Raw genomic sequence first — 24,474 nt, forward strand, 5'->3', positions numbered from 1 at the left:
ACCCCTGGTCACCGACCTGACGACGGCCGCCGGGCCGCCGCGGGCCGGTGCTCCGCTGTCCCGGCGGGCCGCCCTGCTGCTGGCCGCCGCCGGGGCCACCCAGCTGTCGCTGCCCCTGCTGCGGCCCGGCCGCCCGGCCCCCGCCGCGCCCGCCGCGGCGCCCCCCGGGCTGCGGGAGACCGCCGTCCGGCTGCTCGGGCAGCGGGCCCGGGCGGTGGCCGGGCGGGACACCGCCGCGCTGCTGGCGGTCTCCGCGGACGGCTCCGAGGAGGCCGACCGGGACCTGCTGGCCCGGACCGCCGGGCTGCGCTTCGCCGAGTACACGCTGCGGCTGACCTCCTTCGCCGAGCCGCCGGCCGACGCGGACCGGGTGCGGGTCGGCGCCGAGCTGGGCTACCGGCTGGCCGGGGTGGACGACTACCCGGCGCTGCTGGAGCGGCAGGTCGAGCTGGTGCGGGAGGCGGACGGCTGGCGGGTGGCCCGGGAGACGGCGACCGGCGCGGCCGCGCCCTGGGACCTGGGCACCGTCCGGGCCGCGGACGGCCGGCACAGCCTGGTGCTCGGCCTCGGCGAGGGGGCGGAACTGGCCGCGCTGGCCGAGCTGGCCGACCGCGCGGTGCCCGCCGTGGAGGCGGTCTGGGGCCCGTTCGCGGGCCGGCTGCTGCTCGAACTGCCGCTCACCGAGCAGCAGTTCGCCCGCCGGATGGACGTCTCCGCGGACGCCTACCAGGGCATAGCCGCGGTCACCCTGGCGGTCGGCGGCGCCCCCGTGCACACCCCCGCCGACCGGATCGTGGTCAACCCCGACGCCTACCGGCAGCTCAGCGAGCTCGGCCGCCGGGTGGTGGTCACCCACGAGGCCACCCACGTCGCCACCCGGGCCGACACCAGGTCCTGGACGCCGCTGTGGCTCTCCGAGGGCGTCGCCGACTACACCGGCTACCGGGACACCGGGCGCACCGTCCGGCAGATCGCCCCCGAGCTGGCCAAGGACGTCCAGGCCGGCCGGATGCCCGCCGCGCTGCCCGCCGACGAGGCGTTCGCGGCCGGGGCGGCCGGCATCGCCCAGGCCTACGAGCTGGCCTGGCTGGCCTGCGACCTGATCGCCCGCCGGTACGGGCAGGACCGGCTGGTGGCGTTCTACCGCACCGTCGGGGCCTTCGGCGAGGGCGGTCTCGAACGCGCCATGAAGGCCCAACTCGGCATCGGGGTCGCGGAGTTCACCAAGGACTGGACGGCCGAGGTGGCCAAGCTCCGGAGCTGAGCGCCGCCCCCGCGTCAGGCGGCGAGCGCTCCTGTGCCGTCTTGCCCCACCGCTTGGTGGCGGCCGCCCCCGCGTCAGGCGGCGAGCGCCCGCTCCAGGCCGGCCGCGTCCAGGAACGCGGTGTGGGTGCCCGCGACGGTGCAGGTGTACGCGCCGGCCACCGCGCCGGCCCGCATGCACTCCTCCACCGGGCGGCCCGCCAGCCGCCGGTGCAGGAAGCCGGAGACGAAGGCGTCGCCCGCGCCGTTGCTGTCCACGACCGGGGCGCCCGGGTCGACGGTCGGGAAGTGCCGGGGCGCGGCGTCCTCGCGGGTGAGCAGGAAGGCGCCGTCCGCGCCCGCGGTGGCCACCACCAGCTCGGCCCGGCCCCGGGCCAGCACCGCGCGCATCGCCGCCTCCGGGCGGCCGCCGAGGCCCGCCGCGGAGAGGAACACCAGGTCCGAGCGGAGGGCGTAGTGCAGGTGGTGCTCGTTGACGCCGTCCCAGGCGTGCAGGTCGGTGGAGCTGCTGCGGCCCAGGCGCTCGATGTCCGGGTACATGTCCCGGTTGACGCCGGTGATCGACAGGTGGACGTGCGCCGAGCGCTCCAGCAGCGGCAGCCAGAACTCGCGCGGCAGCCGGGCGTCCGCCGGGTGCCGGCCGTCGTAGAAGGAGAACCGCAGGCCGTCCCGGTCGACCAGGTTGACGCTGCGCGGGGTGCCGGCCGGGGCGGGCAGGTGGCTGAAGTCCAGGCCGCGGCGGGCGTACTCGGCGAGGATCAGGGCGCCCTGCGGGTCGTCGCCGAGGAAGTCGGCGAACTTGGTGCGCAGGCCGAGCGCCAGGCAGGCCAGGGCCACGCCGTTGCCGGTGTGCGCGGGGTAGTCCAGCACCGGGAGCACGCCCACCGAGTCGCGGCCCGGGGGGACCTCCAGCCGGTCCACCCGCACGATGGTGTCCACGCCGACGCCGCCGACGATCAGGATGTCGTAGTCGATCATCCGGCGATGGTGGCAGCCCGGAAGCCACCCCTGCAAGAGTTTTCAGAAACTTGCAAGGGTGCTTCGGGGGAGTCGGAGCGCCTCCGGAGGACGGAGCCGGAGGTCAGGGGCGGTCGGCCGGGGTCAGCTCGTCCAGCAGGTCCTGCTCGTAGGCGATGCCCGGCCGCACCGGGTACTGCGGGGTGGCCTGCCCGGCCGGCAGCACCACCGTGGTCAGCGCCTCCCGGTGCCGGGTCGAGCGCCACAGCCGGTACGCCGACAGCACCGTGCACACCACCAGCAGCAGGTTGCGGGCGGTCAGCACCAGGATGCCGCTCAGCTGGCTGTGGTTCACCGCGCCGAACATCACCGGGAACTCCAGCGTGGTCAGCGCCGCCGCCACCAGCACCGGCACCGCCACCGGCCGCTGGCTGCTGCCGCGCACCGTCAGGCAGACCGCGACCAGGCCGACCACCCAGATCAGGTACTGCGGGGAGATCACCCGGCTGGTCGTGACGAAGATCAGCAGCGCGCACAGCGCCGCGTCGAAGGTGGTCGCCGCCGTCCAGCGGGCCGCCCGCAGCCGCCACACCAGCAGCCAGCCGAAGCCCAGCACCGACAGCCCGACCATCACCTTGGAGATCACCGGCACCCACGGCCCGAGGAACTCCGTCGAGCCGTAGTTCATCGTCACGGTGCCGTGCCAGGACCCCGCCAGCCGGGCGAAGTGCAGCGGCAGAGCGCCCACCGACTCGATCTCGATGCCGCGCTCCGACTGGAACTTCAGGAACTCGAACGCCCCGTTCATGCCCGCCGTCAGCAGGAAGCCCAGCGCGGCCGCGAACGCCACCGCCGAGGTCCACGCCCGCCTGGTCCGCCGGCCGCGCGGCGAACCGATCAGCGCCAGCAGCGGCCACACCTTCAGCAGCCCGCCCAGGCCCAGCAGCACCCCGCTCAGCGCCGGCCGCCGCAGCATCACCAGCAGGCCCGCGACCGCCAGCGCCGTCACGATGATGTCGTAGCGGCAGTACGCCGTCGGCCCCAGCAGCGGCACGCCCGCCACCCAGTACCAGCCGCCCAGGTAGCTGCGGCCCCGGCGGACGCCCGCGCGCATCAGCAGCGCCATCGCGGCCGCGTCCACCACCCCGCAGATCACGAAGAACGACACCAGGTACGACCAGGGCAGCAGCCCCGGCAGCAGGATCACCAGCGCCGCGCCCGGCGGGTACTGCCAGGTCACGTCGTCCAGCGGGAAGGTGCCGGTGCGCAGCACCTCGTACCAGCTGTGGTAGATCACCGAGATGTCGGAGCTGACGTCGCCGATCCGCAGCACGTTGAGCGCCATCAGGACGATCAGCGCCCGGGTCGCCACCCAGCCGGCGGCCAGCGCCCACAGCGGACGGCGGCTCGGCGCGGCACCGGCCGGGGACGACGGCGCCGACGGCTCCGCGCCACCGGACCTCTCGGCCTGGGCTGACTCCACTGCGCTCCTTCAGGTCGTCGCGTGCACGCCGGAACACCGGACGGACGGGGCCCTCACCGGAAGGACCGCCGCCGGGCCCGAACGGTTGCGGCGGCGCCACCGGCGTCACCGAACCGTGTCCGAACCGCCCGGGGCGGCGGGGCGGCCGGCGCTCCGGCCGGGCCCGGGCCGCGTTCCCGGCGAACGGGCACGGTGACCTATCGTACGGACCACTCACAGGTAGTCCGAGCACCCCCCGACCGAGCGAGCCGCGGCAATGCACAAGACCCTCATCGTCACCAACGACTTCCCGCCCAGGCCCGGCGGCATCCAGGCGTTCGTCCACAACATGGCCGTCCGGCAGCCCGCCGGGTCCGTCGTGGTGTACGCCTCCACCTGGAAGGACGGCCGGGAGGTCGCCGAGTTCGACGCCCAGCAGCCCTTCCGGGTGATCCGCGACCGGACCAGGATGATGGTCCCCACCCCGCGGGTCACCCGCCGGGCCGCGGAGATCCTCCGCGCCGAGGGCTGCACCTCGGTCTGGTTCGGCGCCGCCGCCCCGCTCGGGCTGATGGCCCCCGCGCTGCGCCGGGCCGGCGCCGGGCGGCTGCTCGGCATGACCCACGGCCACGAGGCCGCCTGGGCCCAACTGCCGCTCTCCGCACAGCTGCTGCGCCGGATCGGGGCCGGCACCGACGTGCTCACCTACCTCGGCGAGTACACCCGCTCCCGGATCGCCCGCGCGGTCGGCCCGGCCGCCGCCGCGCGGATGGTCCAACTGCCGCCCGGCGTCGACGAGTCCACCTTCCGGCCGGACTCCGGGGGCGACGCCGTCCGGGCCCGGCTCGGGCTCAGCGAGCGGCCGGTGGTGGTGTGCGTGTCGCGGCTGGTGCCGCGCAAGGGGCAGGACACCCTGATCCGGGCCCTCCCGCGGGTGCTGGCCGTCCAGCCCGACGCGGTGCTGCTGATCGTCGGCGGCGGGCCGTACCGGGCGGAGCTGGAGAAGCTCGTCGACACGGTGGGCGTCCGCTCCTCGGTGGTCTTCACCGGCGCCGTCCCCTGGGAGGAGCTCCCCGCGCACTACGGGGCCGGCGACGTCTTCGCCATGCCCTGCCGCACCCGGCGGGGCGGGCTGGACGTCGAGGGCCTCGGCATCGTCTACCTGGAGGCCTCCGCGACCGGACTGCCGGTGGTCGCCGGGGACTCGGGCGGGGCGCCGGACGCCGTCCGCGAGGGCGAGACCGGGTACGTGGTGCCGGGCGAGGGCGGCGAGGAGCTGCTGGCGCAGCGGCTGGTGCGGCTGCTCGGCGACGAGGGTCTGCGACGCGAGATGGGCGAGGCCGGGCGCAAGTGGGTGCACGAGGCCTGGCGCTGGGACATGCTCGCGGAGCGGCTGACGGGGTTGCTGTCGCCGGAGCGGTAGGGCGGGCGCGGGACGCGGGCGGGATGGTGCGAAAGCAGGGGCGCGGGGAACTGCGCGCGGCGGGAGTCGCACGTCGGTGCGGTCGCGGGATAGTGCAACACGCTGTCCTACGAGGCGATCTGGCTGTGGGTGCTCGGTTGGCCGCGCAGTTCCCCGCGCCCCTGCTTGCGCAGGGCCTGGCGCGGCAGTTCTTCCCGGCGCCCCTGATGTCGCTCGGGTGGGCCCCTAGCGGGTGTAGAGGCTCTCGATCTCGGCGGCGAAGTCCTTGAGGACGACGTTGCGCTTGAGCTTGAGGGAGGGGGTGAGGTGGCCGCCGGCCTCGGTGAAGGTGGTGGTGAGGAGGCGGAACTTCTTGACGGCCTCGGCGTGCGAGACGGCCTGGTTGCCGTCGTCGACGGCGGCCTGGACGGCGGCGAGCAGGTCGGGGTCGTCGCGGAGCTGTTCGACGGTGGCGTCGGCGGGCTTGTTGTTGAGGGCCTTCCAGCGGGGGAAGAACTCGTCGTCGACGGTGACCAGGCAGGCGATGAAGGGCTTGCGGTCGCCGACCACCATGACCTCGCCGACGATCGCGTGGGCGCGGATGCGGTCCTCGATCACGGCGGGGGCGACGTTCTTGCCGCCGGCGGTGACGATGATCTCCTTCTTGCGGCCGGTGATGGTGAGGTAGCCCTCGTCGTCGAGGGAGCCGAGGTCGCCGGTGGCGAACCAGCCGTCCTGCAGGGCGTCGGCGGTGGCGGCGGGGTTGTTCCAGTAGCCGGTGAAGATCTGCGGGCCCTTGAGCAGGACCTCGCCGTCCTCGGCGATCCGGATCGCGGAGCCGGGCAGCGGCTGGCCGACGGTGCCGATCTTGGGCTTGTCGTTGGGGTTGAAGGCGGTGGCGGCGCAGGACTCGGTGAGGCCGTAGCCCTCCAGGACGGAGAAGCCGATGCCGCGGTAGAAGTGGCCGAGCCGCTCGCCGAGCGGGGCGCCGCCGGAGATGGCGGTCTTGCAGCGGCCGCCGAGGGCGGCCCGGAGCTTGCTGTAGACCAGCTTGTCGAAGACGGCGTGGCGGATCCGCAGGCCGAGCGAGGGGCCGCCGGCGTCGAGGGCCCGGCTGTAGGCGACGGCGGTGTCGGCGGCGCGGTCGAAGATCCTGCCCTTGCCGTCGGACTGGGCCTTGGCGCGGGCGGTGTTGTAGACCTTCTCGAACACTCTGGGGACGCCGAGGATCAGGGTCGGCCGGAAGGAGCCGAGTTCCGCGGTGACGTTCTTGATGTCGGAGACGTGGCCGAGCTTGACCGGGGCGATGACGGCGGCGATCTCGGCGATCCGGCCGAGCACGTGGGCCAGCGGCAGGAAGAGCAGGACGGAGGACTCGCCGGTGCGGAACAGCTCGGGCATCCGGGCGGTGACGTTGCCCAGTTCGGCGAGGAAGTTGCCGTGGGTGAGCTGACAGCCCTTGGGGCGGCCGGTGGTGCCGGAGGTGTAGACGATGGTGGCGATCGAGTCCGGCCGGGCCAGCCGCCGGCGTTCGGCGACGACCGCGTCGTCGACGCCGGCGCCGGTCCGGGTCAGTTCGGCGATGCCGCCCCGCTCGATCTGCCAGGTGTGCTTGAGCTCCGGCAGTTCGCCGCGGACCTGCTCGACCACGGCGGCGTGCTGGTCGGTCTCGGTGACGACGGCGAGCGCGCCGGAGTCGCCGAGGATCCACTGCACCTGCTCGGCGGAGGAGGTCTCGTACACCGGGACGGTGATCGCGCCGGCGGTCCAGATCGCGAAGTCGAGCAGCGTCCACTCGTAGCGGGTGCGGGACATCACGGCGACCCGGTCGCCGGGGCCGACGCCGGTGGCGATCAGGCCCTTGGCGACGGCGTGCACCTCGGCGAGGAACTGTGCGGCGGTGAGGTCCTGCCACTGCCCGGCGGACTTGCGGCTGAGCACAGCGACGCCCGGGTGGCGCTCCGCGTTCTGGTGGACCAGGTCGGCGAGGTTGCCGTCGCTCGGGACCTGGTAGCGGGCCGGAAGGCTGAACTCGTCGAGCAAGACTGCTCCTCGTCTGCGACGCTGCGGGACGACTGGACGTTACTGCCGGGTAGGCGGGTTCGGCCAGGGGGGTCGGCCCCGGTGTTCCGATCGTCACACCGCAGGTCGGAAGTGCGGCGGGCCGATTCGCACCCTACGGCAGCGCGGAGGTGACCCGCCGGTAGGTGCCCGCGCGGGAAGCGCGCGGTCCCGCCCGCGATAGCCTCTGCTGGGCGTACAGCAGCACAGGGAGATCGCGGAGGCCGCAATGGCGGAGCACACCAGGTCGAGCATTGTCATCGACGCCACCCCGGCCGAGGTCATGGCGGTGATCGCCGACTTCGCCGCCTACCCGGAGTGGACCGGCGAGGTGAAGGAGATCGACGTCCTGGAGACCGGCCCCGACGGCCGCGCCGCCAAGGTCCGGCTGCTGCTGGACGCCGGGGCGATCCGCGACGAGCACACCCTCGCCTACACCTGGGACGGCGACCGGGTGGTCAGCTGGACGCTGGTCAGCAGCCAGATGCTGCGCTCCCTGGACGGCTCCTACGCGCTCGCCCCCGCCGGGAAGGGCACCGAGGTCACCTACCAGCTGGCCGTGGACGTCAAGATCCCGATGCTCGGCATGATCAAGCGCAAGGCCGAGAAGGTCATCATCGACCGGGCGCTGGCCGGCCTGAAGAAGCGCGTCGAGGGCTGACCCGGCTCGTGGCCACCCGCACCGTACTGGTCAGCGGCCCGGAGTCCGGCCGGATCGCCGCCGCCACCGCCCTGCACCACGCCCGGCAGGGCAGCGACACCCTGCTGCTGGCCGCCGACGACCCGCACCGCGCCGTGGACGACCTGCTCGGCGTCCGGCTCGGGCCCGAACCGGTCGACCTGGAGCGGCACCTGGCCGCCGTCCGGCTCGACGAGCAGGCCGCCTTCCGGGCCGCCCTCGACGGCTACCGCGACCGGCTCGCCCCCGCGCTCGACCTGATCGGCGCCCAGCCGCTGGACCCCGACGAGCTCGCCCCGCTGCCCGGCACCCGCGCCCTCGCCCTGCTGCGGGCGCTGCCCCGGGCCAAGGCCGAGGTGCTGGTGGTCGCCGCCCCGCCGCCCGCCGAGCTGATCGCCACCCTGGCGCTGCCCGCCCAGCTGGAGCGCTACCTGGCCCGGCTGCTGCCCGAGCAGCGGCAGGCCGCCCGGGCGCTGCGCCCGCTGCTGGCGGGCCTGGCCGGCGTCCCGATGCCCACCGACAAGCTGTTCGAGGCCCGGGCCGCCGCGTCCGCCGCGCTCGCCGAGGCGGCCGCCGCGATCACCGCGCCCGGCACCACCGTCCGCCTGGTGCTGGACGCCGCCCGCCCGGCGCCGCGCGCGCTGGCCCGGATCCGGGCCGGGCTGGCGCTGCACGGCCTCCCGCTGGACGCGGTGGTCGCGCACGGCGCGCTGCCCGCCGCCGCGACCGGCTCCGCCGACCCCTGGCTGGCCGCCGCGGCCGCCCGGCAGGACGAGCAGCTGGCCGCCGTCGCCGAGCAGGTCGGCGGGGCGCCGGTGCTGGTCGCCCGGCAGCCCGACGGCGACCTGGAGGCGCTCGCCGAGCGGCTCTACGCGGCCGGCGCGCCCCGGCCGCCCGCCCCGGCCGAGCCCCGGGTCGAGGACCGGCTGGCCGAGGAGAACCGGTTGGTCTGGCACCTGCCGCTGCCCGGCGCCGACCGGGGCGAGCTCGAACTGCTGCGCCGCGGCGACGAGTTGGTGCTCGGCGTCGGAGGTTACCGGCGGGTCCTGGCACTCCCGTCCGGTCTGCGCCGTTGCACGGTCAGCGGGGCCGGACTGGCGGACGGGGTGCTGTCGGTGCGGTTCACGCCCGATCCCGCGCTGTGGCCGCGCGGGTAGACGGGACCGGGGAAGAACGCCGGAGAAGAGAGGGAGTGGCGCGGTGAGCACGGAACAGCAGGACGCGGAGCGGCAGGAGCGGGAACGGCCGTCCGGGGCGGGGGAGTTCGCGCCGCTGGTGGAGGAGGTGCGGAGGTTCGCCACCGCACTGGGCGGCAAGGCCGTGGAGTTCGGCGGCCGGCTGCGCGAGTCGAACCCCGAGGTGTACGGCCACCTCGCCGCCGCGGGCGGTGAGCTGCTGGCCGCCTACCGGGCCGCGGTGGCCGGCCACGAGCGGAGCTGGTCCGCGCCCCAACACGCCGGGACCGAACGGGTGGACCTGGACGGGGCCGACGGGCCCTCCGACAAGTAGTTAAGGCGGTCGAATATCGTCGTCACGCTACGATGAAAACTCATTACCGAACGGTACCGTTGGTATGACTTCTGAAGGCACCATGACCAATGGGTCGGCAATTGCCTTCGAATAATGTACGCCTGGCTGTATACGTGGGTACCCCTCAGCGGGTACGGTTCCGCTGAGCGGGAACGAGTGAATAGCTGAGGGACACATGGCTCTGACCATCGGCGTGGACGTCGGCGGTACCAAGATCGCAGCAGGCGTGGTCGACGAGTCCGGCGAGATTCTGGCCAAGACCCGGGTGCCGACCCCGGCCGACCCCCAGTGGGCGGTCGACGCCATCGCCCAGGGCGTACGGGAGTTGAAGGAGCAGTTCCCCGACGTCGCGGCGGTCGGCGTCGGCGCGCCCGGGTTCGTCAACCGGGACCGCTCCACCGTCCTGATGGCGCCGAACATCGCCTGGGAGAACGAGCCCCTCAAGCAGCGGGTCGAGGAGCTCACCGGCCTGGAGACCGTCGTCGAGAACGACGCCAACTGCGCCGCCTGGGCCGAGTTCCGGTTCGGTGCCGCCGCCGAGTACGAGGACATGGTCCTGATCACCGTCGGCACCGGCATCGGCGGCGGCATCGTCCTCGACGGCCGGCTGCACCGCGGCCGGTTCGGCGTGGCCGGCGAGATCGGCCACCTCAACATGGTCCCCGACGGCCTGGAGTGCGGCTGCGGCGGCCACGGCTGCTGGGAGCAGTACGGCTCCGGCCGCGCCCTGCGCCGCTACGGCCGCGAGCGCGCCGCCGCCGACCCGATCGCCGGCAAGCGGATGCTCGACCTCAACGACGGCGTCGCCGAGACCATCCGCGGCATCCACATCACCGAGGCCGCCGAGGAGGGCGACCCGCTGGCGCTGTCCTGCTACGCGGAGCTCGCCGACTGGCTCGGCCGCGGCATGGCCGACCTCGCCGCGCTGTTCGACCCGGCCGTCTTCGTCCTCGGCGGCGGCGTCTCGGACTCCGGCAACCTGCTGCTCGACCCGGTCGCGGCGAGCTTCGAGAAGTACCTGACCGGCGGCCCGGCCCGGCCCCGCGCCCACGTGGTGCTGGCGTCGATGGGCTCGGCGTCCGGCATCGCGGGCGCGGCGGACCTGGCCCGGATCTGACGACGGGCGCCCGACCGGGGCGCGGGGAACGGCACGGGCCGGGCGGTGACGCCCGCCGCGCGCCGCTCCCCGCGCCCCGGTCGCGTGCTGCGGCACGGCCTCCCGGCCGCTGCACGCTTCCTCAACCAACCGCCGCCCCATCCCTGTTACTGTCGGTCAGGTGACGGACACTGAGGTTGCGTTGGCGTCGTCCGGGGCGGAGCCGGACGGGGCGCGCCGGGTGCGGGTGCTGAGTTACAACGTGCGGTCGCTGCGGGACGACCGGGCCGCGGTGGCCCGGGTGATCCGGGCCTGCGAACCGGACGTGGTGTGCGTGCAGGAGTCGCCCCGGTACTGGAAGACCGAGAAGGCGGCGGCCTGGCTGGCGCACCGGACCGGCCTGGTGATCCTGGCCGGCGGCGGGCGGGTGGCGGCGGGGCCGCTGCTGCTGGGCAACCTGCGGGTGGACCTGCTGGAGCTGCGGGACGTGCTGCTGCCCAAGACCCGCGGGCTGCACGCGCGCGGCTTCGCGAGCGCGCTGCTGCGGATCGGCGGAAGCCGCCCGTTCTCGGTGACCAGCTGCCACCTGAGCCTCGAACCCGCCGAGCGGCTGCGGCAGTTCGGCCTGCTGCGGGGCCAACTGCGGCCGGGCGAACCGGGAGTGATCGCCGGAGACTTCAACGAGCCGCCGGAGGGCCCGGGTTGGCGCGGCCTCGCGGCGGAACTGACCGACGCGCACGCCGCGGCGCCCTGGGGCGGGACGTACACCTCGGTGCCCGCGCAGCCCTACCAGCGGATCGACGGGGTGTTCGCCACGCCGGACGTCGAGGTGCTGGGCTGCGGGGTGCCGTACCCGCTGCCGGGCGTCACGGCGGCGGACCTGCGGGCGGCCACCGACCACCTGCCGGTGCTGGCCGCGCTGCGCGTCCCGGCCCCGGACCCGCAGCCCTAGGGACTCTCAGCCCTAGGGTCTGTCGTCAACCCCCGGGCGGGCGGCGGGCGTTCAGACGACGGCGCCGCCGTTCGGGTCCTCCGGCTCGTCCTCGTCGCGGTCCTTCATCCGGGCCACCAGGGTGCCGAAGCCGCCCAGGAAGGACAGGATGCCGACCCAGGCGGGCCAGCCGGAGACCTCGCGCCACACCACCGCGTCGAACAGCAGCAGCGCGGGGCCGCCCAGGACGGCCAGCCAGGCGAACTTGGCGGTGGTGTCGGCGGCGGGCAGCGGCGGGGGCTCCGGCGGGACGAAGTGGCCCTCGTCCGGGTCCTCGGCGGGGGTGAAGTCGCGCGGACCGTCACCCGGGCGGGGCACCGGGCGCGGGGTGAAGTCGCCCAGGCCGCCGCTGCCGGCGGCGGGCGCGGTCGGCCGGGGCCGCTCGCCGCGCTCGTGCTGGGCGCGCAGGTTCTCCACCTCGGGCCAGGCCGGGTCGGTGAGGTCGACCGGGTCGTCGAACTGGGCGACCAGCGCGGCGAAGATGGCGTCCTGTTCGGCCTGGCTGCCCGCGGCGGGGCGGCGCGGCGCCGGAGCGGGCGCGCCCCCGTCGGCCCCGGCGGCCGGGGCGGGGGAGTCGGGGGCCGCCGCCGGCTCGTCGCGGGGCAGGTCCTCGTCGTCGTTCGCCTTGCTGGTCTCGTTCACATTCGGCCTTTCAGCCCGAGTGGTTCCCGGCATCGACCGCCGCTGCCGGGGCCAGCCGCCGGACGAAGTCGAGGCTCGCCCCGAAGATCAGACCGGCGTCGTGGTCCAGCGTGGCCACGTGGAAGCTGCGCTCGAGCAGCAGCTCCGTCACATCGGTCGAGGATATCCGGGCGAGCACCAGCGCCGAGTTGCGCGGCGAGACCACGTGGTCCTGCGGACTGTGCATCAGCAGAACCGGCTGGGTCACCGCCGGCATTCCCTGCTGGACGCCCTCCCACAGCTTCGACAGTGACCAGGCGGCGTGCAGCGGCAGGCGGTCGTAGCCGACCTCGGCGGCACCGGGCAGCGCGATGTCGCCGGCCACGCCGGGGAGCGAGGGAAGCAGGTGGCGCAGCACCGGCAGGAGCACCGTCGCGGGGTTGTCGGAACGCACCGACGGGTTGACGAGCACCAGTCCGGAGATCCGGTCGCCGTGCTCGGCGGCCAGTTTCAGGGCCAGCGAGCCGCCCATCGACAGCGCGCAGACGAAGACCTGCTCGCAGTCGGCGGCGAGCTCCTCGAAGGCGGCCCCGGCGGTCGCGTACCAGTCCTCCCAGCGGGTCGGCTGGAGGTCCTGCCAGCGGGTGCCGTGGCCGGGCAGCAGCGGGACGGAGACGGTCAGGCCGGCCTCGGCGAGGTGTTCGGCCCACGGACGCATGGACTGCGGTGAACCGGTGAAACCGTGGACCAGCAGCACACCGACCGGACCGCCCGCGCGGCGGTACGGCTCGGCTCCCGGCAGCAGCGGCATGCAGGACTCCTGGAGGTGCGGGCAGGTGGGGGTAGCTCGATCGTCCCACGGGTGCGATGCGCCGTACAGGGGCCCGGCGCGGGCACCGGCGGTTCGCCGGGTGCACCGGGCGGCAGACGGGGGCATTAGGATCGTCCGGTCCGCACCACAGGAGGCCCCGGTTGTTCTACCGACTGATGAAGATGATCGTCGCGCCGCTGCTGCGGATCTTCTTCCGGCCGTGGATGGAGGGCGAGGAGAACATCCCGGACGAGGGTCCGGCCATCCTCGCCAGCAACCACCTTTCGTTTTCCGACTCGTTCTTCCTGCCGGCGCTGCTCAAGCGCCGGGTGACCTTCATCGCCAAGGCCGAGTACTTCACCACGCCCGGCATCAAGGGCCGGCTGACCGCCGCGTTCTTCAAGGGCGTCGGCCAGCTGCCGGTGGACCGCTCGGGCGCCCGCGGCGCCGGTGAGGCGGCGATCCGCAGCGGCATCGCGGTGGTCGAGCGCGGCGAGCTGTTCGGCGTCTACCCGGAGGGCACCCGCTCGCCCGACGGCAAGCTGTACCGGGGCAAGGTCGGCGGCCTGGCCCGGGTCGCGCTGGCCACCGGCGCGCCGGTGATCCCGGTGGCGATGATCGACACCGAGAAGGTGCAGCCCCCCGGCCAGGTGGTGCCCAACTTCGGCGTCCGGCCCGGCATCCGGATCGGCCGCCCGCTCGACTTCTCGCGCTACCAGGGCATGGAGAACGACCGGTTCATCCTGCGCTCGGTCACCGACGAGGTGATGTACGAGATCATGCGGCTGTCCGGCCAGGAGTACGTGGACATCTACGCGACCGCCGCCAAGCGGCAGCTCGCCGAGGAGAAGAAGGCCGCGGACGCCGACCGCAAGGCGCAGCAGAAGGCCGAGAAGGCGGAGGCCGACGCCGAGGCCAAGGCGGCCAAGGCCGAGGCGGAGGCCGGTTCGGACGGCAAGACGGCTGCGGACGGCAAGGCGGCCGCGGACGACGCGAAGGACGCCGGGGCCTGACGGCCCGTCACGAGGGGGCTCGGGGTGAGCGAGGACCACAGACCCGTCGCGGCGCCGCGGCGCCGGCCGGCCGCGCCGGCCGTGCCGGTGGCGCCCGCCGGGGTGGCGGCGGCGGTGGCGGCCGGCGGGATGTCGGTGGAGCTGCCGCTGTGGCGCGCCATGGGGTACTTCCGGGTCCTCGCGCTGGCGTACGCGGTGCTGCGGTACTTCACCGCGTACCGGGAGTTCCTGCACCCGGTGTCCGGCTGGATCTTCCTGGGCGCGCTGTCGCTGTGGACGCTGGCCTCCACCCGGGCGTTCGCCGGGCCGCAGCGGTGCACCTGGCCGGTGCTGGGCACCGACCTGGCCGCGGCCGTCACCGGCATCGTGATGAGCGGGTACATCGACACCCCGGCCCGGATCCACGCGGGCGCGCCGACCCTGCCGACCATCTGGGCGGCCGGCACCGTGCTGGGCTTCGCGGGCAAGGGCGGCTGGCGGCCCGCCGCGTTCGCCGGCGCGGTGATCGGCGCGGCCAACATCCTGGGGCACGGCGGGGTCAGCCCCGACAACCTGCACAACATCGTGCTGCTGCTGCTCGCGGGCTGCGCCATCGGCTACGTGATCGAACTGGCCCGGGCCAGCGAGGCGGTGCTCACCCGGGCGCTCCAGGTGGAGGCCGCCACCCGGGAGCGCGAGCGCCTCTCCCGGGACATCCACGACGGGGTGCTGCAGGTGCTCGCCCTGGTCCACCGCCAGCAGGGCGACGCCGCCGAGCTCGGCCGGCTGGCCGGCGAGCAGGAACGGGCGCTGCGGGCCCTGATGACCGGCGGACGGCTGCCCGAGCAGCCCGAACCGGACGGCGAGCAGGACCTGCGCCCGCTGGTCTCCCGGCACGCCGACGAGCGGATCACCGTCGCCGCGCCCGCCACGCCCGTCCTGCTGCCCGCCGCCGCCGCGGCCGAGCTGGCCGCCGCGGTGGCCGCCGCGCTGGACAACGTCCGCCGGCACGCGGGGGAGGCGGCCCGGGCCTGGATCCTGGTCGAGGACGAGCCGGACGCGGTGACGGTGTCGGTGCGCGACGACGGGCCCGGCTTCCCGGCCGGGCGGCTGGCCGAGGCGCAGCGCGACGGCCGGCTGGGGGTCGCGCAGTCGATCCGCGGCCGGATGCTGGACCTCGGCGGCAGCGCCGAGCTGTACTCGGTACCCGGCGAGGGCGTCGAGGTGGAACTGCGGTGGCCGAGGAGGGGACATGACGGCTGATCAGCCGGTGCGGGTGATGGTGGTGGACGACCACCCGATGTGGCGCGAGGGCGTGGCCCGGGACCTGGCCGAGGCCGGGTTCGCGGTGGTCGCCACCGCGGGGGACGGCGAGGAGGCGGTCCGCCGGGCCCGGGCCAGCACCCCGCAGGTGGTGGTGCTGGACCTCAACCTGCCGTCGCTGTCCGGCGCCGAGGTGTGCCGCCGGGTGGTGGAGGCCGACCCGGCGGTGCGGGTGCTGGTGCTGTCCGCGAGCGGCGAGCACGGGGACGTGCTGGAGGCGGTGAAGTCCGGCGCGACCGGCTACCTGGTGAAGTCGGCGGGCCGCGAGGAGCTGCTCGACGCGGTGCGCCGCACCGCGGTCGGCGACCCGGTGTTCACCCCCGGCCTAGCGGGCCTGGTGCTCGGCGAGTTCCGCCGCCTCGCTGGCGAGCCCGGCACCCCGGCCGAGCCCGCCGCCCCGCAGCTCACCCCGCGCGAGACCGAGGTGCTGCGGCTGGTCGCCAAGGGCCTGTCCTACCGGCAGATCGCCGACCGCCTGGTGCTCTCGCACCGCACCGTGCAGAACCACGTCCAGAACACCCTGGGCAAGCTGCAGCTGCACAACCGGGTCGAGCTGGTCCGGTACGCGATCGAGCAGGGCCTGGACGAGGAACTCGGCTGAGCCGGGCGGGAGTTCAGGCCGAGCAGCGGTCGCCGGCCGAGGTGGTGATCGGCTGGAAGGTGTCGCGGAGCTCCTTGTCGGTGAAGTCGGCCGGGGCGAAGTCGAAGTAGCGGCGCAGGCTGTTCATCCAGTCCGGGGTCTGCAGGTAGTCGTTGATCGCCTTGCGGAGCTGCTCGCAGGCCTTCTGGTGGCCCTTGGGCAGGACCATCATCAGGAACTGGGTCTTGCCGATGTGCGCGTCCCGGGCGACCCGGTAGGCGCGCCGGCCGTTGCTGCCGGAGTTGGCGGCGACGCCCTTGAGGACCAGGTAGTCGGAGAGCACGGCGTCCGCGGTGCCGTCGTCGACCCGGGCCAGGCACTGGGTGAGGTTCTCGCCGTGGACGGGCGGCAGGCCGCCGATCTCGTTCAGCTGGGCCTCGGCGGTGGTGCCGGTCGACACGCACACCCGCAGCGCCCTGAGGTCCTCGGCCTTGCCGACCGCCCGGGTATCGTCGGCCTTCAGCAGCACGCCCAGCGGGGTCTGCAGGTAGGGGCCGGCCAGGTCGTACTCCTTCTTGAGGTCGTCGCGCTCGGAGACGTCGGCGATCACCAGGTCGGCCTTGTTGTGGTTGGCCTGGCCGTCGAGCAGGGCGTCCTCCCAGTTGGCGGTGGTGACCGGCGTCGCGGTGTAGGTGAGCGGCTTCTTGCCGACCGTGATCGTGCCGGTGACCATGGTGGCCAGGTGCGGTTCGAAGCCGTCGTAGGTGCCCTTGTCGGTGAACTCGGACATGCCGGGCCGGTCGCCCTTGAAGCCGATGTTGATCCGGTCGCTGCTGAACGCGGGCTCGTCGCCGCCGCCGCAGCCGGCCGCGGCCGGGGCGAGCAGGGCGAGGACGACCGCCAGGCGGAGCGGGCGCGGGATGGGCACGGGGGTCTCCTAGCGGGTGAACCGGACGTTCTGGATCTGGACCTGCTGGGCGCAGCCGGCCATGCCGCGCAGCCACAGGTTGAGCGTCATGGTGGTGCGGCCGGGAGGGACGGCGACGGAGACCCGTTGGCCGGGAGCCTGCCAGTCGCTCTCGTCGCCCTGGTCGGTGGTGAGTCGGGCTTTCAGGTCGTGGCAGCTGCCGGTGCCGGGCGCCGGGTCGGCCAGCAGCAGCTGGGCGTCCAGCCGGGTCGCTCCCGCGGGGATGTCCACGGACGCGCTGACCTTGCCGTTCGGCTCGACCGTGGAGCGGGTCCAGATCACCTGCTGCTCCTGCAGGACGGTCGGGCCGTCCGGCAGCAGCAGCACCGTGCCCAGGCCGGCCGCGGCCAGCAGGGCCACCACCGCGGCGGCGGCCAGCACGGGCCGGGGCACCGGCCGCGGCCCCGGCCCGGGGTCCGGCTCCTTGGGCGGCTGCGGGCCGTGGTGGGACTTCTCCACCGCCGCCCGGGCGTGCTGCGCCAACTCCTGCTCCTGCTGGGCGGCGAGGTCCTCCAGCAGCAGGGTGGGGCTGCCGATCACCAGCGCGTGGGTGGCCAGTTCGACCAGCCGCCGGCCGTCCGCCCGGACCGGGGTCACCGGCGGGAAGCACAGCACGCCCGCGATCACCACCAGGTCGGCCCGCTCGCGCACGGTCAGCCCGGGGGCGCCCTGGACCCGGGCCAGGAACGCCACCCAGTCGTTGCGCAACTGCGCGCCGGTGACGCTGACCAGCCAGTCGTGCAGGTGCCCGATCGCGGCGCCGGGCTGCCCGTGCTCCTCGGCCAGGAAGCGGGCGATCCGGCGGGCGGACACCGACAGTTCGTAGTGCTGGACGTGGACGGGGTACCGGACGGTCTCGGCCAGATGCTGCTCCAGGTCCGGCAGGACGGGGGCGAGCTCGTGCCAGCCCGACAGGATGCGCTCCAGCAGCTGCCGGGTCTCCCAGGTGCAGCGGTCCATCCTCACTCCTCCGGGTCGACGGCCAGCAGGGCGGCGAGCTCGTCCAGGGCCCGGTGCGGGCCGCACAGTTCGCGGGCCCCGGCGAGCAGGGCGCGCAGCGCCCGGTCCGGGCGGCGGTGGTGCAGGCAGGCCGCGGCGACGGCGCGCAGGTGCACGGCGGCGTGCGCGTGGTACGGCACCCGGATCTCCTCGCCGGGGCCGAGCCGCTCGCCGACCGCCTGGACCAGCTCCAGCCGGGCCGCCGGGTCCTGGAACAGCGCGGGGGCGCCGAGCAGCCGGGCCACCTGGCCGGCCGTCACCGCCGCCAGGGGCGCGGGGGCGGGGGCGGGGGCCAGTTCCGGGGGCAGCAGCGGGAGCAGCGCGGAGAGCGGGGTGAGCCAGCCGCCGGCCGGGCCGCCGCCGTCCGCGGTGGCCTTGACCACGCCGACCACCCGGCCCTGCCGGTCGACCGCCATGCTGCCGCTCAACCCGCGCTGGATCCAGCCCTGTTGGACCCGCAGCCCGAGTCCGGACGGCCCGGCGACGGCCAGCAGCGCCGACTCCGGGCCGACCTCGCCGGTCACCGGGTTGACCGCGAAGCCGTGCACCAGGACGGCGGAGTCGCCCGCCGGGTCGGCGCCGCCCAGCGGCACCGCCGGGGCGCCGGCCAGCCCGGGCGCGGTGAGCAGGGCGAGGTCCGGCTCCGGGTAGGCGGCGCCGGGCCCGGGCTCGGGCGGGAACAGCCGGACGGCGCGCACCGGGTGGGCCGACCCGCCCTGCCGGGCGGTGAGTTCCGGGCGGCCGTGCACCACGTGCGCGCAGCTGACCAGCAGGCCCGCGCCGAGGTGGAAGCCGCTGCCGAGGAAGGTCCCGGCCGGGTCGGTGAGCCGGACCGCCGCGGCGGGCGCGGTGGACGGGCTCACTCGGCGGGGCGGTCGTCCGGCCGCTTCCAGCTCAGCCGGACCACCAGGCTGGCCTCGCCGCTGGCCTCGGCCAGGACGCCGATCAGCCGGCCGGACTTCATCCCCAGGGTGAGGCCGAACTCCACCTCGAAGCCGTCCGGGTCGCCCGCCTCCCGGGCCGTCTCGCGGGCCCACCGCCCGACCGAGCGCACCGTGCGCCGGACTTCGCCGAGGCTGTGCGCGACGGTGGCGGAGACCGCGCCGGCGTCTCCCGCGGCGCGTTCGGAGCCCGGTCGGACGGCGGCGTGCAGGACGCTGCCGTCGTCCATGGTGATCTCGACGGTGCCGGGCACGGACGAGTACGTCATGTATCCCCCAACTCATGACTGTGCGGCAGGACATGAATACCAGTCAGGTTCGGCGAGATCCATACCTTTCCGGAACCGGCGGGATCATGCGTCGGTCGGTCGGTCTCAGCCGCCGACGGCCGCGGCGGTGCGCAGCAGGTCGGCGACGATCCGCACCCCCTCCCGGGTGAGCACCGACTCGGGGTGGAACTGCAGCCCGGCGAAGCCCGGCCCGCGCAGCGCGTGCACGTCGCCGGTGCGGGCGTCCCGGGCGAGTTCGACGCCCTCGGCGGCCAGCCGGGCGGCGGCCTGGTCGTCGCAGCGGGCGGTGAAGGTGTTGTAGAAGCCGACGGTGCGGCGGGTGCCGAACAGGTCGATGCTCTCCTGGGCGCCCTGGTAGGGGACGGCCTTGCGGGCCAGCGGCAGGCCGAGCTGCGCGGCGAGCAGCTGGTGGCTGAGGCAGACCGCGAGCAGCGGCGCGGTGCGCGCCCCGGTGCGGGCGGCGGCCAGCGCGTCGGCGACGATCGGGCGCAGCAGCGCCATCTTCGGGTCGGCCGGGTCGGCCGGGTCGCCGGGGCCGGGACCGAGCACCAGCGGGCCGGGGTGGGCGGCGGCCCGCTCGCGCAGGCCGGGGGTGTCGTGGCGGAGCACGGTGACGGTGTGGCCGAGCGAGCGCAGCAGGTGGGCGAGCATCGCGGTGAAGGTGTCCTCGCCGTCGACGATCAGGGTATCGGCGCCGGGCAGCGGCGCGGCGGGCTGCTGCATCCGCAGCCAGAACGGGGCCAGGCCGGCCCGGCGGGCGTCGAGCGCGGCCTGCACCCGGTGGTCCTCGCCGAGCCGGGGCCGGGCGGCGCTCTGCCGGGCGGAGCGGGCCGGGCGGGCGCCGATCGCGGAGAGCACGCCGGCGGCCTTGGCGTGCGTCTCGGCGACCTCGGAGTGCGGGTCGGAGTGCCGGACCAGGGTGGCGCCGACCCGGACGACCAGCGAGCCGTCGGCGGGGTCGATGTCGGCGGCCCGGATGCAGATCGGCGAGTCCAGTTGCTGGCCGCCGCTGGCGGAGCGGCCGATCAGGGCGAGCGCGCCGGAGTAGTAGCCGCGGCCGCCGCGCTCGTAGCGGTCGATGACCCGGGTGGCGTTCTGCACGGGGCTGCCGGTGACGGTGGCGGCGAACATGGTCTCCCGCAGCACCTCGCGGACGTCCAGCGAGGTGCGGCCGCGCAGCTCGTACTCGGTGTGCGCGAGGTGCGACATCTCCTTCAGCCGGGGGCCGAGCACCTGCCCGCCGAGGTCGCCGACCGCGCACATCATCTTCAGCTCCTCGTCGACCACCATGGTGAGCTCCTCCAACTCCTTGGGGTCGTGCAGGAATTCGAGCAGCGACTCGGCGGTCGGGCCGGCGGCCGGATAGCGGTAGGTGCCGGAGATCGGGTTCATCACCACGGTGCCCCCGGACTGCCGGACGTGGACCTCGGGGGAGGCGCCGACCAGCACCCGGTCGCCGGTGTGCACCAGGAAGGTCCAGTACGCGCCGCGCTCGTGCTCCAGCAGGCGGCGGAACAGGGTGAGCGCGGTGGCGGTGGAGTACCCGGCCAGCTCGGCCCGGAAGTCGCGCCGGATCACGAAGTTGGCGCCCTCGCCGCGCCCGATCTCGTCGGCGATCACCCGGCGGACGATCTCCGCGTACTCCTCGTCGTCGATGTCGAACTCCCCGCCGCGCAGCCGAACCGGCGCGTCGGGCAGCGCGGCCAGCACCCCGGCCAGCGGCAGCGCGTACTGCTCCTCGACGGACAGCGCCCGCAGCGGGGTGCCGTCCTGCCGGGCCGCGAAGCCGCGTTCGCGGATCTGCGCGTACGGGACGAGGGCCAGCAGGTCGTGCCGGGGGCCGCCGGCCGGGACGCCGGCCGGGACGGGCAGGTCGGCCAGCGCCGCGTGGTCGGAGACCTCGCCGATCAGCAGCTCGACGGTGTCGGGGGCCAGCCGGGGGGCGCGGCGGTGCAGCAGGGCGAAGGCCGGGGCGCCGGGGGCGGTGAGCCGGGCGAGCAGGTCGGCGGTGGTGGTGGTCACGACTGCGGTGTTCCTTCCGGGAGGTTGCTGCGGGGTTCCGCCGCCTCCGGGAGGCCGTGACGCTGCACACACACGTCGACGGCCGCCCCGGAGGGCGGCCGTCGTTCGTCGCTAGGGACGCGCGATCCGTGGGCCGCCCAACGGGCTGGCCCACCACCAGGAGAAGGTGTGCGTCGCGGTCACGGAGCCGACCTTAGCCCACCGGCGGGCGGCGGCGGGAGGGATCGGCCGGATGTCCACGAGCTGTCTCACCCACCGGGCGGCATCCCCAATCCGGTTGTGCCAACCCGTAGCCTTGCCCTGTGACCGTGACTAACCACTCCTGGCAGTCCCTGCCCGCGGCGCAGCAGCCTGAATGGCCGGACCAAGAGGCTCTGCGCAAGACCCTTGCCGAGCTCGCCTCCTATCCGCCCCTCGTCTTCGCCGGCGAGTGCGACCAGCTGCGCGCCCGGCTCGCGGCCGTCGCGCGTGGTGAGGCGTTCCTGCTCCAGGGCGGCGACTGCGCCGAGGCGTTCGACGCCGTGTCGGCCGACCACATCCGCAACAAGCTGAAGACCCTGCTGCAGATGGCGGCGGTGCTCACCTACGCGGCGTCCGTGCCGGTGGTGAAGGTCGGCCGGATCGCCGGCCAGTACTCCAAGCCCCGCTCGAAGAGCACCGAGACCCGCGACGGCGTCACCCTGCCGACCTACCGCGGCGACTCGGTGAACGGCTTCGAGTTCACCGCCGAGGCCCGGATCCCGGACCCGGAGCGCCTGAAGCGGATGTACAACGCCTCCGCGGCGACGCTCAACCTGGTGCGCGCCTTCACCACCGGCGGCTACGCCGACCTGCGCCAGGTGCACGCCTGGAACCAGGACTTCGTGCGCAACTCCCCGGCGGGGCAGCGCTACGAGCAGCTGGCCCGGGAGATCGACCAGGCGCTGGCCTTCATGAACGCCTGCGGGGTGGCCCCGGAGGAGTTCAAGACGGTCGAGTTCTTCTCCTCGCACGAGGCGCTGATCCTGGACTACGAGACGGCGCTGACCCGCACCGACTCGCGCACCGGCGAGCTGTACGACGTCTCCGGCCACATGGTGTGGATCGGCGAGCGCACCCGGCAGCTGGACCACGCGCACATCGAGTTCGCGTCCAAGATCCGCAACCCGATCGGCGTCAAGCTCGGCCCGACCACCACGGTGGACGACGCGCTGACCCTGATCGACCGGCTCGACCCGGAGCGCGAGCCCGGCCGCCTCACCTTCATCACCCGGATGGGCGCGGGCAAGATCCGCGACCACCTGCCCACCCTGGTGGAGAAGGTCACCGCGTCCGGCGCCCAGGTCGTGTGGATCACCGACCCGATGCACGGCAACACCTACGAGGCCTCCAGCGGCCACAAGACCCGCAAGTTCGACGACGTGCTGGACGAGGTCCGGGGCTTCTTCGAGGTGCACCGCGCGCTCGGCACCCACCCGGGCGGCATCCACGTCGAGCTGACCGGCGACGACGTCACCGAGTGCGTCGGCGGCGGCGACGAGGTGCTGGTCGACGACCTGCACCAGCGCTACGAGACGGCCTGCGACCCGCGGCTCAACCGCAGCCAGTCGCTGGACCTGGCGTTCCTGGTCGCCGAGATGTACCGCGGCCAGTGAGGCCGTAGCGGCAGATGTGACGAAGGCCCCTCCGTTTCCGGGCGATCCGGTGCGGAGGGGCCTTCTTCGTACCCGGAGCGCCAGGTAAGGTAAGGCTCAGTACACCGCACCGAACGTGGAAGGGGCCGCACATGTACGTGTGCATGTGCCATGCGGTCACCGAGGCCCAGGTCAAGCAGAAGATCGACGAGGGGGCCAGCACCCCGCGCCAGATAGCCCAGGGCTGCCGGGCCGGCACCGACTGCGGTTCCTGCGTGCGGCGCATCCAGGCGCTGCTCGGCGAGCACGGCGCCCGCCCCTGCCCCACCGCCCGGCTGGCCGAGCGCCTCGGCCTGGCCGACCCGGGAGCCGCCCCGGAGGGCGCCCCCAGGGCCGCCTGACGCAGCCCTCGGCTCGGCTGCTCCCGCTCGGCTGCTCCCGGCTCAGCTGCTCTCGGGCTGCTCGATCAGCTGCGCGATGTAGAGCGCCTCGCCGAGCTTGTCCAGCAGCTCCAGTTGGGTGTCCAGGTAGTCGATGTGGTGCTCCTCGTCGGCGAGGATCGACTCGAAGATGTTCGCCGAGGTGACGTCGTTCTTGGCGCGCATCACCACGATCCCGCGGCGCAGCCGGTCGATCGCCTCGACCTCGACCTGTCGGTCGGCCTCGAACATCTCCTTGACGGTCTGCCCGATCCGGACGTGGAACAGCCGCTGGTAGTTCGGCAGGCCGTCCAGGAAGAGGATCCGGTCGGTCAGCACCTCGGCGTGCTTCATCTCGTCGAAGGACTCGTGCCGGGTGTACTTGGCGAGCTTGGTCCAGCCGAAGTTCTCCTGCATCTTCGCGTGCAGGAAGTACTGGTTGATGGCGGTGAGTTCGGCGGTCAACTGCTCGTTGAGGAACTCGATGACCTCGGGGTCGCCCTGCATGGCCTGCCTTCCTGTGCGCATTCCGGTCGCTGTCCGGATGCCCCGCATCGTGGCAGTTGAACGGGTGCGCTTCCAGTAAGTTCACGCTTACAGACGCGGTCGCGGGCGGTATTTCCGCCCGCTTCGCACCGCTCTGACCTGCGGTGATGTCGGATCGATTAGGCCGTTCGGCGGTATCTGGCCCGAACGCGCGCGCGGATTCGGGGTGCGGTGCCCCCCTCCGGCGGTCGGATTTCCGCCGGGGGCGTGCGGCGAGGGCGCGCGCGATTCGCCGTCCGCCGTCTGTCACCATGGAGGCATGGGTCAGCACCGATCGGAACCGCAGCCGCCGACTGACCCGAGGCTCCCCCCGGGGCAGCGCCCGCAGCGCGGCTGGCCGGTCCTGCACTACGGGCCGGTGCCCCGGTTCAAGCCGGAGAGCTGGGACTTCCAGGTGTTCGGGGCCACCGCCGACGCGGAGAAGGCCAGTTGGGACTTCACCGCCTTCCACGCGCTGCCCAAGACCACCGTCCGCGGCGACTTCCACTGCGTCACCAAGTTCTCGATGCTCGGCAACGAGTGGACCGGCGTCGCCGCGCGGACCGTGCTCGACCTCGTCCCGCCCGACCCGGCCGTCACCCACGTGATGGTCTGGGCCGAGTACGGCTACAGCGCCAACCTGCGGCTCGCCGACTTCGCCGACCCGGCCACCGTCTTCGCCACCCACCACGACGGCCGCCCGCTCACCCTCGAACACGGCTTCCCGGTCCGCCTGGTGGTGCCCCACCTGTACGCCTGGAAGGGCCCCAAGTGGGTGCGCGCCGTCGAGTACATGCGGGCCGACCGGCGCGGCTTCTGGGAGGAGCGCGGCTACCACAACCTGGCCGACCCGTGGCGCGAGCAGCGCTACTCCTACCAGGAGCAGCCCGGGGACGGCCCGCTGCGCTGAGGCCGACCGGACCGGAACGG

Annotated in this window: 24 protein-coding genes; 13 read left to right on the forward strand and 11 right to left on the reverse strand. The window is 74.4% G+C overall.

Features of this window, described 5'->3' with window-relative positions:
- Positions 1-214 precede the first annotated feature (214 nt).
- Positions 215-1,264 (forward strand): hypothetical protein, encoded by a 1,050-nt coding sequence (locus tag IH44_RS47320; protein WP_051817086.1) that lies wholly within the window; start codon positions 215-217, stop codon positions 1,262-1,264.
- Between the two features lie 74 nt (positions 1,265-1,338).
- Here the strand turns inward: IH44_RS47320 and IH44_RS0119955 are convergent, their stop codons facing one another.
- Both IH44_RS0119955 and IH44_RS0119960 read right to left on the reverse strand, forming a co-directional pair.
- Positions 1,339-2,241, reverse strand: coding sequence for a carbohydrate kinase family protein (locus IH44_RS0119955; protein WP_030460990.1), 903 nt, complete (start codon positions 2,239-2,241; stop codon positions 1,339-1,341).
- 103 nt (positions 2,242-2,344) lie between these two features.
- Positions 2,345-3,703, reverse strand: a complete 1,359-nt coding sequence (locus tag IH44_RS0119960; protein ID WP_051817087.1) for a glycosyltransferase family 87 protein — start codon at positions 3,701-3,703, stop codon at positions 2,345-2,347.
- 256 nt (positions 3,704-3,959) lie between these two features.
- On the opposite strand from IH44_RS0119960, the gene IH44_RS0119965 reads away from it, so the two are divergent.
- Entirely contained in the window at positions 3,960-5,105 is a 1,146-nt protein-coding gene (locus IH44_RS0119965) for a glycosyltransferase family 4 protein (protein ID WP_030460992.1), read from the forward strand.
- A gap of 225 nt (positions 5,106-5,330) precedes the next feature.
- Here IH44_RS0119965 and IH44_RS0119970 read toward each other — a convergent pair whose 3' ends face one another.
- Entirely contained in the window at positions 5,331-7,127 is a 1,797-nt protein-coding gene (locus IH44_RS0119970; protein WP_030460993.1) for a long-chain fatty acid--CoA ligase, read from the reverse strand.
- A 247-nt stretch (positions 7,128-7,374) separates the two neighbouring features.
- Between IH44_RS0119970 and IH44_RS0119975 the strand changes: the two genes are divergently transcribed.
- The 5 genes from IH44_RS0119975 to IH44_RS0119995 all read left to right on the forward strand — a co-directional run bounded on the left by IH44_RS0119975 (position 7,375) and on the right by IH44_RS0119995 (position 11,402).
- On the forward strand, positions 7,375-7,806 hold the full coding sequence (locus IH44_RS0119975) for an SRPBCC family protein (RefSeq protein ID WP_030460994.1): 432 nt from the start codon (positions 7,375-7,377) through the stop codon (positions 7,804-7,806).
- A gap of 8 nt (positions 7,807-7,814) precedes the next feature.
- Entirely contained in the window at positions 7,815-8,981 is a 1,167-nt protein-coding gene (locus IH44_RS0119980) for an ArsA family ATPase (protein ID WP_030460995.1), read from the forward strand.
- Positions 8,982-9,024: 43 nt separating this feature from the next.
- Positions 9,025-9,333: a DUF5304 family protein gene (locus tag IH44_RS49735; RefSeq protein ID WP_030460996.1), complete on the forward strand. Its 309-nt coding sequence runs from the start codon at positions 9,025-9,027 to the stop codon at positions 9,331-9,333.
- A gap of 196 nt (positions 9,334-9,529) precedes the next feature.
- On the forward strand, positions 9,530-10,471 hold the full coding sequence (locus IH44_RS0119990) for an ROK family glucokinase (protein WP_030460997.1): 942 nt from the start codon (positions 9,530-9,532) through the stop codon (positions 10,469-10,471).
- 160 nt (positions 10,472-10,631) lie between these two features.
- On the forward strand, positions 10,632-11,402 hold the full coding sequence (locus IH44_RS0119995; protein ID WP_051817088.1) for an endonuclease/exonuclease/phosphatase family protein: 771 nt from the start codon (positions 10,632-10,634) through the stop codon (positions 11,400-11,402).
- Positions 11,403-11,453: 51 nt separating this feature from the next.
- On the opposite strand, the gene IH44_RS0120000 is transcribed toward IH44_RS0119995, so the two are convergent.
- Together IH44_RS0120000 and IH44_RS0120005 are read right to left on the reverse strand one after the other, a co-directional pair.
- Positions 11,454-12,083: a hypothetical protein gene (locus IH44_RS0120000; RefSeq protein WP_030460999.1), complete on the reverse strand. Its 630-nt coding sequence runs from the start codon at positions 12,081-12,083 to the stop codon at positions 11,454-11,456.
- 10 nt (positions 12,084-12,093) lie between these two features.
- Positions 12,094-12,873 (reverse strand): carboxylesterase, encoded by a 780-nt coding sequence (locus tag IH44_RS0120005; RefSeq protein ID WP_030461000.1) that lies wholly within the window; start codon positions 12,871-12,873, stop codon positions 12,094-12,096.
- A gap of 176 nt (positions 12,874-13,049) precedes the next feature.
- On the opposite strand from IH44_RS0120005, the gene IH44_RS0120010 reads away from it, so the two are divergent.
- From IH44_RS0120010 to IH44_RS0120020, 3 genes are all read left to right on the forward strand, one after another.
- Positions 13,050-13,886: a 1-acyl-sn-glycerol-3-phosphate acyltransferase gene (locus tag IH44_RS0120010; RefSeq protein ID WP_035955720.1), complete on the forward strand. Its 837-nt coding sequence runs from the start codon at positions 13,050-13,052 to the stop codon at positions 13,884-13,886.
- A 129-nt stretch (positions 13,887-14,015) separates the two neighbouring features.
- Positions 14,016-15,128, forward strand: a complete 1,113-nt coding sequence (gene macS, locus IH44_RS0120015) for a MacS family sensor histidine kinase (protein WP_051817094.1) — start codon at positions 14,016-14,018, stop codon at positions 15,126-15,128.
- The gene (locus IH44_RS0120020) at positions 15,118-15,789 is read left to right on the forward strand and encodes a response regulator transcription factor (protein ID WP_030461003.1); all 672 of its coding nucleotides are present in this window, start codon (positions 15,118-15,120) and stop codon (positions 15,787-15,789) included. Before macS ends, IH44_RS0120020 begins: the two co-directional genes overlap by 11 nt.
- Before the next feature lie 13 nt (positions 15,790-15,802).
- Here the strand turns inward: IH44_RS0120020 and IH44_RS0120025 are convergent, their stop codons facing one another.
- The 5 genes from IH44_RS0120025 to IH44_RS0120045 form a co-directional block, all read right to left on the reverse strand.
- Positions 15,803-16,696, reverse strand: coding sequence for a transporter substrate-binding domain-containing protein (locus tag IH44_RS0120025; RefSeq protein WP_030461004.1), 894 nt, complete (start codon positions 16,694-16,696; stop codon positions 15,803-15,805).
- A gap of 9 nt (positions 16,697-16,705) precedes the next feature.
- On the reverse strand, positions 16,706-17,695 hold the full coding sequence (locus IH44_RS0120030; protein WP_030461005.1) for a hypothetical protein: 990 nt from the start codon (positions 17,693-17,695) through the stop codon (positions 16,706-16,708).
- Positions 17,696-17,697: 2 nt separating this feature from the next.
- Positions 17,698-18,597 carry a serine protease gene (locus IH44_RS0120035; protein ID WP_030461006.1) on the reverse strand — a complete coding sequence of 300 codons (900 nt, stop codon included), beginning with the start codon at positions 18,595-18,597 and terminating at the stop codon, positions 17,698-17,700.
- The gene (locus IH44_RS47325; protein ID WP_051817089.1) at positions 18,594-18,944 is read right to left on the reverse strand and encodes a CU044_2847 family protein; all 351 of its coding nucleotides are present in this window, start codon (positions 18,942-18,944) and stop codon (positions 18,594-18,596) included. The genes IH44_RS0120035 and IH44_RS47325 overlap by 4 nt, the downstream gene beginning before the upstream one ends.
- A 105-nt stretch (positions 18,945-19,049) precedes the next feature.
- Positions 19,050-20,987, reverse strand: coding sequence for an anthranilate synthase family protein (locus IH44_RS0120045; protein WP_030461008.1), 1,938 nt, complete (start codon positions 20,985-20,987; stop codon positions 19,050-19,052).
- A 302-nt stretch (positions 20,988-21,289) separates the two neighbouring features.
- Between IH44_RS0120045 and IH44_RS0120050 the strand changes: the two genes are divergently transcribed.
- Both IH44_RS0120050 and IH44_RS0120055 read left to right on the forward strand, forming a co-directional pair.
- A complete protein-coding gene (locus IH44_RS0120050) occupies positions 21,290-22,621 on the forward strand; it encodes a class II 3-deoxy-7-phosphoheptulonate synthase (protein ID WP_030461009.1) in 1,332 nt (443 codons plus the stop codon).
- Between the two features lie 131 nt (positions 22,622-22,752).
- Complete coding sequence (locus IH44_RS0120055) at positions 22,753-23,001, forward strand: bacterioferritin-associated ferredoxin (protein ID WP_030461010.1); 249 nt, start codon at positions 22,753-22,755, stop codon at positions 22,999-23,001.
- Between the two features lie 42 nt (positions 23,002-23,043).
- Here the strand turns inward: IH44_RS0120055 and bfr are convergent, their stop codons facing one another.
- Positions 23,044-23,526 carry a bacterioferritin gene (gene bfr / locus IH44_RS0120060; protein WP_030461011.1) on the reverse strand — a complete coding sequence of 161 codons (483 nt, stop codon included), beginning with the start codon at positions 23,524-23,526 and terminating at the stop codon, positions 23,044-23,046.
- A gap of 298 nt (positions 23,527-23,824) precedes the next feature.
- Here bfr and IH44_RS0120065 point away from each other — a divergent pair, with 298 nt between their 5' ends.
- Positions 23,825-24,454, forward strand: coding sequence for a sulfite oxidase-like oxidoreductase (locus IH44_RS0120065; protein ID WP_030461012.1), 630 nt, complete (start codon positions 23,825-23,827; stop codon positions 24,452-24,454).
- Positions 24,455-24,474: the final 20 nt, after the last annotated feature.

The organism is Kitasatospora sp. NRRL B-11411 (assembly GCF_000721345.1).
Lineage (GTDB): Bacteria > Actinomycetota > Actinomycetes > Streptomycetales > Streptomycetaceae > Kitasatospora > Kitasatospora cineracea.